General features: G+C 73.2%; 7 protein-coding genes. 6 read left to right on the top strand and 1 reads right to left on the bottom strand.

Going from position 1 to position 9,151, the window contains the following annotated elements:
* Window positions 1-191 precede the first annotated feature (191 nt).
* Complete coding sequence (locus ACFV4F_RS30730) at window positions 192-1,451, bottom strand: extracellular solute-binding protein (protein WP_380507314.1); 1,260 nt, start codon at window positions 1,449-1,451, stop codon at window positions 192-194.
* Window positions 1,452-1,768: 317 nt separating this feature from the next.
* Here ACFV4F_RS30730 and ACFV4F_RS30725 point away from each other — a divergent pair, with 317 nt between their 5' ends.
* The 6 genes from ACFV4F_RS30725 to ACFV4F_RS30700 all read left to right on the top strand — a co-directional run bounded on the left by ACFV4F_RS30725 (window position 1,769) and on the right by ACFV4F_RS30700 (window position 9,134).
* Window positions 1,769-3,760 (top strand): ricin-type beta-trefoil lectin domain protein, encoded by a 1,992-nt coding sequence (locus tag ACFV4F_RS30725; RefSeq protein ID WP_380507311.1) that lies wholly within the window; start codon window positions 1,769-1,771, stop codon window positions 3,758-3,760.
* Between the two features lie 205 nt (window positions 3,761-3,965).
* On the top strand, window positions 3,966-4,880 hold the full coding sequence (locus ACFV4F_RS30720; RefSeq protein ID WP_380507308.1) for an SIS domain-containing protein: 915 nt from the start codon (window positions 3,966-3,968) through the stop codon (window positions 4,878-4,880).
* Window positions 4,877-5,806, top strand: coding sequence for an ROK family protein (locus ACFV4F_RS30715; protein WP_380448837.1), 930 nt, complete (start codon window positions 4,877-4,879; stop codon window positions 5,804-5,806). Before ACFV4F_RS30720 ends, ACFV4F_RS30715 begins: the two co-directional genes overlap by 4 nt.
* Entirely contained in the window at window positions 5,803-6,807 is a 1,005-nt protein-coding gene (locus ACFV4F_RS30710; RefSeq protein ID WP_380507305.1) for a 1-phosphofructokinase family hexose kinase, read from the top strand. The genes ACFV4F_RS30715 and ACFV4F_RS30710 overlap by 4 nt, the downstream gene beginning before the upstream one ends.
* Entirely contained in the window at window positions 6,798-7,658 is an 861-nt protein-coding gene (locus ACFV4F_RS30705) for a ketose-bisphosphate aldolase (RefSeq protein WP_380507302.1), read from the top strand. Before ACFV4F_RS30710 ends, ACFV4F_RS30705 begins: the two co-directional genes overlap by 10 nt.
* A 231-nt stretch (window positions 7,659-7,889) precedes the next feature.
* Complete coding sequence (locus ACFV4F_RS30700) at window positions 7,890-9,134, top strand: family 1 glycosylhydrolase (protein WP_380507322.1); 1,245 nt, start codon at window positions 7,890-7,892, stop codon at window positions 9,132-9,134.
* Window positions 9,135-9,151 lie beyond the last annotated feature (17 nt).

Below are 9,151 nucleotides of genomic sequence, written 5' to 3'. Positions count from 1 at the left end.
AACCTTTTTTTTTTGTTTTTTTTATACTTTTTTATAACCCCCAAATACCATTTTCTTGTTCTTTTGGGTTACTTGTCTTTTTGGGGGGGGGGGGGCGGGGGGGGCGGGGCGCCCCCCGGGCACGGCGGTGGTGGCGGGGCGGGACACGGGGGATTCCTGTCTATGGCTCGGCCGACGACTCACTGACCGGCTCACTGACCGGCCTGCTGGGCGGCCTGCTGCAACGCGCCGAGCGTCTTCTTCGGGTCGCTGACGGCGGTGCCGATCTGGGTCTTGACCTGGGCGGAGACCGCGGGCCAGGTCGGGTCGCTCAGCGGGTAGAAGCTCGCGGTGGGCAGGGCCTGCAGGAACGGCAGCAGGTCCTTCTCGTCCGGGTCGCCCTGCAGGGCCGCCGACGCGGATCGGGTGACCGGCAGCAGGTTGTACTCCTTGGCGAACTTCACCACGTTGTCCTTGCCGTAGGCGAAGTCGAGGAACGCCTTGACCTGGTCCTTGTGGCCGCGCTTCTTGAAGGCCATCATCCAGTCGCCGACGCCGAGGGTGGCCTTGGTGGCGCCGTCCTTGCTCGGCATCGCCGTCCAGCCGACGTCCATGCCCTTCAGGTCCGCGAGCTGCCCCGGGAAGCCGTTGAGCATGCCGACCTTGCCGGAGGCGAAGTCCTTGGTCAGGTCGGTGCGGTTGACGGCCGCCGGGCTCTGCTCGGTCAGGCCCGCGTCGACCCAGGACTTCAGCTGCGCGAAGGTGTCGAGGTTGGCGGGCGAGTCGATGGCGTAGTGCCCGTCCTGCCCTTGGTAGCCGCCGTGGTTCTCCAGCATCCAGATGAACGACTCGCCCTGCGCCTCCTCCTTGCCTAGGGGCACGCCCAGCGGGATCTCGACGCCCGCCTTCTTGAGCGCGGTGGCGGCGGCGGTGACGTCCGCCCACGTCCTCGGGGGCTTGGCCGGGTCGAGGCCGGCCTTGCGGAAGAGGGCGTTGTTGACCAGGAACAGCCGCGTGCTGGCGACGAACGGGATGCCGTACTGGGTGCCGTCCTGCTCGCCCGCCCGGGCCATCGCGGGGACGAAGTCGATCGCGGTGTTCCCGGAGAGCACCTCCTGGGCCGGGTAGAGCAGGCCGTCCTTGGCGAAGTCCGCGTAGCCGCCGGTCTGCAGGAGGTCCGGCTGGTTGCCGTTCTGCACCATCGTCTTGACCTGGGCGTCCAGGTCGTTCCAGTTGATCACCTGCAGGTCGACCTTGATCTTCGGGTTCTGCTGCTCGAACGCCGAGATCACGCCCTGCCAGTACGCCTGGCTGGGGTTCTGCCCGTTGGAGCCGTAGTCCGCCGCGACGAACTTGATCGTCGTGGTGCCGTCGGCCGAGGGCCCGGAGCCGTCGGAGCCGGAGCCGCAGGCCGACAGCGTGAGCGCGGCGGCCAGACAGACGGCGGGGAGGACGAGGACGCGCGGGTTCATGGGGGACCGCCTTTGCGGGGAGGAGGGGGTCGCGAGCCGGCCATGCGCCGCCATGCTCATTGATGAGCGAACCAGGCAGATATGCGCACGCTTGAACATTCTCGCGAGGAGAGTGTGCAACGCCGACACCCCCGCAGGCCAGTCGGCGTTACCGAAGTGTTGCCGGAAGATTCGGTCGGCAGGACTCCGCGCAGATGCCTTGACTCATGCGCACCGCAGCCTCGAAGCTGTCGCGCACACGCTCGAAGATGCCCACTCGACGTGGATTCAGAGCAACTTTGCTCACTCGACTCCAACCCGCCGTGGAAGGATTCCCCATGACCAGACGCCCCCTCCGGGCCGCGTCCGTCCTGCTGTGTACGACGCTGATCGTCACCGGCTCCGCCCTCACCGTGACCCCGGCCGCCGCCGACGACGGCGTGACCGCCCCGGTCGCCAACTACTCGGCCGCCGCCACCCCGCAAGGACCGATCGCCGCCACCCCGCCGATGGGCTTCAACAACTGGGCCCGCGCCACCTGCACTCCCCAGGCGCCGCTCGACGGCTCGCCGCGGCTCGGCTACTCCTTCCAGCAGTACATGGAGGACAACGCCAAGGGCCTGTCCGACGCCGGCCTGATCGCCGCCGGGTACAAGACCGTCACGGTCGACGACTGCTGGATGTACCGCAACGGCTCCGGCTACCTGCACGGCGCGGCCAACTGGGGCTCGCGCACGGACGTTCGCGACACCAGCCGGCAGCCCGGCTTCGACGACGAGCTGACCGCCTACGGCGACTACCTGCACGGCCTGGGAGCCAGGTTCGGCATCTACGAGACCTCCGGCACCCACACCTGCTCGACCGTCGCACCGACCTCGCCCAACCTGCCCAACGGCAGCGAGCACTACGAGCAGAACGACGCCGACTCCTTCGTCTCCTGGGGAGTCGACACGCTCAAGTACGACAACTGCGGGCAGCAGGAGCCGATGCGGACACTCGACAGCCGCATGGCGGGCGACCTCGCCACCGCCGTCACCGCCGCCAACAACGCCGGCACCCCCACGCCGAACGTCACGTTCAACATCTCGGCCCCCGCCGCCTACGGCAACGGACCCACCAAGTCCGACGCCATGGCCTGGGTGCGCGGGCTCGGCCAGCTCTGGCGGGTCGGCCCGGACATCTTCAACGACTACGACAACGGCACCACCGACCCGTGGAACCAGCCGCTCGGCGTGCAGTCCTCGTACAACTTCGGCGCCTACCAGAGCTTCGACAACTCCCTGGAGCTCAGCCGCTACCAGGGACCCGGCGACTGGAACGACGCCGACATGCTGCTCATCGGCGACAACGGCATGACCACGGCCGAGGAGCGCAGCCAGATGTCGCTGTTCTCCGCGCTCGCCGCGCCGCTCGTCATCTCCACCGACGCCCGCAAGTTCTCCCCCTCGTACATCGCCGCGCACCCGGCGGAGGCGGCGCACCTCAACGCGTCGGTCGGCATCCTGGGCAACTCCGAGGTCATCGCCGTCGACCAGGACCCGCTGGGCGCCGGCGGCCAGCGGGTGGTCGGCGGCGGTGCCAACGCGGACGGCACCCCCGCCGCGAGCAGCGGCATCGACGTCGTGGTGAAGCCGCTCGCCGACGGCAGCCGGGCCGTGGTGGTGCTCAACAAGGGTGCTTCCGCCGCGAATTACACCCTCGACCTGCACGCGATCGGCTTCGACGCCACCGGCGGCTACACCGTCCGGGACCTGTGGGCCCACACCACCGCGACGTCGGCGGGCACCGTCGGCCTCACCGTGGCCCCGCACGACAGCGCCATGCTGAGGATCACCCCGCCGAGCGGCAGCGGCGCCACACCGCGCGGCCAGATCACCGCCTCCCGCGACAGCTGGGGCAAGGCCTCGCTCTGCCTGGACAACTACCAGTCCCGGACCGCCGACACCGCCGTCGACGTGTACCCGTGCTCCGGCACGTCCAACCAGCAGTGGCAGCGCGACACCGACGGCTCCGTCCGGCTGCTCCAGGGCGGCGGCGCCGACCTGTGCCTCACCGCGCAGAGTTCGACCGGCGCCGGGGTGGTCAACGGACAGCAGGGCCAGTGGGTCGGCGTCGCCCCCTGCGGCTCCGCCCCGGGCTACCAGAGCTGGACGTACGACCGCGACGGGAACCTGAAGCTCGCCGGCACGAACCTGTGCCTGGACGTCTACCGCGGCACCACCACCACGGCGGGAACCCCGGTCGACGTCTACACCTGCGGCGCCGCACCCGGCGCGATCCAGACCAACCAGACCTGGGCCGCGCCCTTCGACACCCCGCCCGGCGCCTGACGTCGGGCTGAGCGGCCCGGGGCGGGTGGCGCGGCCTCGACATCGGCGACCCGTCCACCCCCGTGTCCATCCGCCCCGGGCCGCTTCCTCTGCTGCAATGTTCTGCGCACTGTTGCGCAGTTCTGCTCATTTTCACTATCTTCAGAGCATCACCGCGCAGGCGTCGCCGCTCCGCCGCGCCTCTTCCCCTATGCAGGAGCCCTCCATGACCCACGTCTCCGACGAGATAGCCAGCCAGCCAAGCACCTGGCGCCGCGCCCTGGACCTCACCCCCGGCGGGCTGCCCGAGCCCGGCGAACGGGTCGCCGTCCTCGGCTGCGGCACCTCGCTGTACATCGCGCAGGCCTACGCCGCACTGCGCGAAGCCGCCGGTCAGGGCGAGACCGACGCCTTCGCCGCCTCCGAGTTCCCGGCCGGCCGCCGCTACGACCGGGTGCTCGCCATCAGCCGCTCCGGCACCACGACCGAGTTGCTCGCCGCCCTACGGCAGGCCGCCGGCACCGGCACGCCCACGGTCGCGATCACCGGCGACACCGCGACCGCGATCAGCACGGCCGCCGCCGCCGTGATCGACCTGGGCTTCGCCGACGAGAAGTCCGTCGTGCAGACCCGGTTCGCCACCACGGCCCTCGTCCTGCTGCGCGCCCACCTCGGCCTCGTCCCCGCCGACCTGCCCGAGCAGGCCGAGCGCGCCCTCCTCACCCCGCTGCCCCAAGGGGCCGTGGCGGCCCGCCAGTTCACCTTCCTCGGCGCCGGCTGGACGGTCGGCCTGGCCAACGAGGCGGCGCTCAAGCTGCGCGAGGCCTCCGGGTCGTGGACGGAGTCCTACCCGGCGATGGAGTACCGGCACGGCCCGGTCAGCGTCACCGAACCCGGCAGCGTGGTGTGGTTCTTCGGCCCGCCGCCGGCCGGACTGCTCGACGAGGTGCGGGCCATCGGCGCGCTCGCCTCCGTCTCCGACCTCGACCCGCTCGCCGACCTGATCCGCGCCCAGCGCCTCGCCGTCGAGCTGGCGCACGGCCGCGGCCTCGACCCCGATCAGCCGCGCAACCTCACCCGCTCCGTCGTCCTGACCGCCCCGGCCGGGCCGGGTTCCTCCGGGCCGGAGGGCACGGCATGACGGTCATCGCCCTCGACGTCGGCGGCACCCAGATCAAGGCCGGCGCCATGGCCGACGACGGCACCCTCGTCCACACCGAACGCCGTCCCACCCTCGCCGAACGCGGCCCGGACGCCGTCGTCGACACCGTCCTCGGGTTCGCCGCCGACCTCGCCCGCACGTTCACGCCGTCCGCCGTCGGCATCGCGGTCCCGGGCATCGTCGACGAGACGACCGGCACGGCGGTGTTCGCGGGCAACCTCGGCTGGCAGCACGTCCCCGTCCGGAGCTGGCTCACGGAGGAACTCGGCCTCCCGGTGGCCTTCGGGCACGACGTCCGCGCCGGCGGGCTCGCCGAGGCCAGGCTCGGCGCCGGCCGGGGCTGCCGCTCCTTCCTGTTCGTCCCGGTCGGCACCGGCGTCGCCGCCGCCGTCATGCTCGACGGCCGGGCCCTGGCCGGCCGGCACAGCGGCGCCGGCGAACTCGGCCACCTGCGCGTGCGGCCCGACGGGGAGCCCTGTCCCTGCGGCGGCCGCGGCTGCCTGGAGACCGTCGCCTCGGCCGCCGCCATCGCCCGCCGCTACGGCCGGGCCACCGGGGAGACCGGCCTCGGCGCCAAGGAGGTCCAGCAACGGGCCGCCGACGGTGACGACGTCGCGGCCGGGATCTGGCAGGACGCCGTCGAGGCGCTCGCCGACGGCCTCGCCGCCGCCGTCACCCTGCTCGACCCCGAACGGATCGTCATCGGCGGTGGTCTGGCCCAGGCCGGGGCCTCGTACTTCGACCCGCTGCGCAGCGCGCTCGCCGACCGGCTGACCTTCCAGGGCATGCCGCGGATCGTCCCCGCGCGGCTCGGCCACCAGGCCGGGTGCCTGGGCGCCGCCCTGCTCGCCCGGGACCTCCCGGGCGTCCGGGTGCCGGCCCCGCTCCGGAGGGCCGACCGGTGATCCTGACCGTCACGCTCAACACCGCCCTCGACCTCACCTACCGCCTCGACCGGCTGCGGCCCCAGGCCGACAACCGGGTCCGCGAGGCGGCCGCCCGCGCCGGCGGCAAGGGCGTCAACGTCTCCCGCGTCCTGCACGCCCTCGGCCACGAGACGGTCGTCACCGGCCTGGCCGGCGGACCGAGCGGCGACGCCGTCCGCGCCGATCTCGCGGCGGCCGGGCTCACCGACGCACTCGTCCCGATCGCGGGCGAGACCCGCCGCACCGTCGCGGTCGTCGAGGACCACCTCGGCGACTCCACCATCCTGCTGGAGCCGGGCCCGGTGGTCACCGGCGCCGAGTGGAGCGCCTTCCTCGGCCGGTACGACCGCCTGCTCCCCCGCGCCCGTGCGGTCGTCCTCTCCGGCAGTCTCCCCGGCGGCCTGCCCGACGACGCCTACGCCGTGCTGATCCGCCTCGCCCACGGCCACGGCGTGCCCGCCGTCCTCGACGCGAGCGGCGACGCCCTGCACGCCGGCGTCGAGGCCGCACCCGCGATCGTCAAACCGAACGCCGCCGAACTCCGGGCCGCCAGCGGCACCGCCGACCCGCGCGCCGGCGCCGCGGCGCTGCGGGCCGCGGGCGCCCGGGCGGTGGTGGCCTCGCTCGGCCCCGACGGCCTGATCGCCGTGACCCCACAAGGGAGTTGGCGGGCCAGGCCGCCGCGCGCACTCGCCGGCAACCCCACCGGTGCGGGCGACGCGGCCGTGGCCGGGCTGGCGCTCGGGCTGGTCTCGCACACGCCGTGGCCGCTGCGGCTCACCCGCGCGGTGGCCCTGTCCGCGGCCGCCGTCGCCGCGCCGCTGGCCGGGGACTTCGACCCCGCGGTCCACCGCCGCCTACTTCAGGAGGTGACCGCCGAGCCGCTCACCGAAGCGTCAACTGCTGCTCCTCCAGCGGCCGTTCAACCAGATTCCGCTCAAGCACCCACCGCTCGCGAAGGAGAGTCCCGATGCCACTGACGGGTACCGGAGAGATCGTCACCGCCGCCGGCACCGGTCGCGGCGTCGGGGCGTTCAACGTCATCCAGCTCGAACACGCCCAGGCCATCGTCGCCGGCGCCGAGGCCGCCGGGTCGCCGGTGGTCCTGCAGATCAGCGAGAACGCCGTCCGCTACCACGGCGGCCTGGCCCCGGTCGGCCGGGCCGTCCTGGCCGTCGCCGCGGCGGCCGCCGTGCCGACGGCGGTCCACCTCGACCACGCGACCTCCGCCGAACTCGTACGAGAAGCGGTCGAATTGGGCTTCTCGTCGGTCATGTTCGACGCCTCCGTCCTGGACTACGCCGACAACGTGCGGGCGACCGCCGAGGTGGTCGCCCACTGCCACGCGGCGGGCGTCTGGGTCGAGGCGGAGCTCGGCGAGGTCGGCGGCAAGGACGGCGTACACGCCCCCGGCGCGCGGACCGACCCCGCCGAGGCCGCCGCGTTCGTCACCGCCACCGGCGTGGACGCCCTGGCCGTCGCGGTCGGGACCTCGCACGCCATGCTCACCCGCGACGCGGCACTGGACTTCGAGCTGATCTCCGCACTCCGGGAGGCCGTGCCCGTCCCCCTGGTCCTGCACGGTTCCTCCGGCGTGGCCGACGAGCACCTCGCCACCGCCGTGCGGCACGGCATGACCAAGATCAATATCGCCACCCACCTCAACCAGGTGTTCACCACCGCCGTCCGCGAGGTGCTCGCCGCCGACGAGCGGCTGGTCGACACCCGGCGCTACCTCGGAGCCGGCCGCTCCGCGATGGCCGAGGAGGTCACCCGCCTGCTGGGGGTCCTGAACACGGCGCCCCGGGGCCTGTCCGTGAGTTCGCTCTGAGGAGGTCCGCCCGAGCGAGGAGATCCACCCGAGCCCGCTCCGGCCGTGACACGGCCCGGAGCGCGCTCCCCGGCCGGGCGATCGAAAACATTGCCTCGCTAGGTTTTTAGTTTTACCGTGGCAGGGACGCAGCGGCTCCCCCACCCGCTCGCCCCGCCGCCGACCGCCGTGCACGACTCCAGCCCGCCGCGCCGGCCGACGGACCCCTGCCCCCGTGAAGGACGTCCCGCCATGTTCGCCTGCGGCTCCGGTCTGCCCCTCCCGTCCGACTTCCTCTTCGGCGCCTCCACCTCGGCCCACCCGACCGAAGGCGGCAACACCGCCAGCGACTGGTGGCACCTGGAACACAGCGATGCCGCCCCGGTCCCCGAACCCAGCGGCGACGCCGCCGACAGCTACCACCGCTGGCCCGCCGACCTCGACCTGCTCGCCGAACTGGGCTTCACCGACTACCGGTTCGGCATCGAGTGGGCGCGCATCGAACCCGCCCCCGGCCACATCTCCCGCGCGGCCGTCGCCCACTACCGGCGCATCGTCGACGGAGCCCTCGACCGCGGCCTGCGCCCCATGGTCACGCTGCACCACTTCACCCTGCCGCGCTGGTTCGCCGACCGCGGCGGCTGGCTGGCCCCGGACGCCGTCGACCGCTTCGCCCGGTACGCCGCGGCCACCGCGCCGATCATCGGGGACGACGTCCGGCACGTCTGCACCCTGAGCGAACCGAACCTGGTCGCCGCGCTTCCGACCGCCGCCGCCGTTCCCTCCCCCCGCCCGCCGCTCCCCGATCAGGCGCCGACCGATCCGGCACTGGCCGATCCGGCGCTCACCGAGGTCCTTGTCCGGGCCCACGCGGCCGCGACCGCCGCCGTCAAGGAGGCCTCGGCCGCCGTCCGCACCGGGTGGTCCGTCGCCAGCCGGGCGTGCCAGGCCGCCCCCGGCGCCGAGGAGGCCATGGCCGCCTACCGCCACGCCCGCGAGGACGTCTTCCTGGAGGCCGCCCGCGGCGACGACTGGATCGGCCTGCAGGCCAGCACCCGCACTCGAATCGGCCGCCAGGGCCCGCTTCCCGTGCCCGAAGGCGCCGAGGTCACCCTCGGGGGCTCGGAGTACGACCCCGCCGCACTGGGCGAGGCGCTGCGCCACACGGCGTCCGTGGTCGGCGACGTGCCCATCATCGTCACCGGGAACGGCATCGCCACCAACGACGACGGCCGCCGCATCACCTACACCCGCCGAGCCCTGGAGGACCTGGCCCTGGCCCTCTCCGACGGCCTCGACATCCGCGGTTACCTGCACGGCAGCGCCCTCGACGGCTACGAGTGGGGCTCCTACCGGCCGACGTCCGGCCTGATCGCCGTCGACCCGCACACCTTCCTGCGCGTCCCGAAGCCCTCCGCCCGCTGGCTCGGCCGGATCGCCCGCACCGGCATCCTGCCCTGGCCCGCCGGGTCGACGACCGAGCGCTCCGCCGGGTGAACGGCCGGCTGCGCTGG

The organism is Kitasatospora sp. NPDC059722, assembly GCF_042733235.1.
Lineage (GTDB): Bacteria > Actinomycetota > Actinomycetes > Streptomycetales > Streptomycetaceae > Kitasatospora.
The sequence above is the reverse complement of the archived record's forward strand: the minus strand, read 5'-3'. Positions and strand labels throughout refer to the sequence as shown.

Excerpts from the sequence above, each read along its gene's own strand:
- ACFV4F_RS30730 (WP_380507314.1), bottom strand. The coding sequence starts at position 1,451 with ATGAACCCGCGCGTCCTCGTCCTCCCCGCCGTCTGTCTGGCCGCCGCG.
- ACFV4F_RS30725 (WP_380507311.1), top strand. The coding sequence starts at position 1,769 with ATGACCAGACGCCCCCTCCGGGCCGCGTCCGTCCTGCTGTGTACGACG.
- ACFV4F_RS30720 (WP_380507308.1), top strand. The coding sequence starts at position 3,966 with ATGACCCACGTCTCCGACGAGATAGCCAGCCAGCCAAGCACCTGGCGC.
- ACFV4F_RS30715 (WP_380448837.1), top strand. The coding sequence starts at position 4,877 with ATGACGGTCATCGCCCTCGACGTCGGCGGCACCCAGATCAAGGCCGGC.
- ACFV4F_RS30705 (WP_380507302.1), top strand. The coding sequence starts at position 6,798 with ATGCCACTGACGGGTACCGGAGAGATCGTCACCGCCGCCGGCACCGGT.
- ACFV4F_RS30700 (WP_380507322.1), top strand. The coding sequence starts at position 7,890 with ATGTTCGCCTGCGGCTCCGGTCTGCCCCTCCCGTCCGACTTCCTCTTC.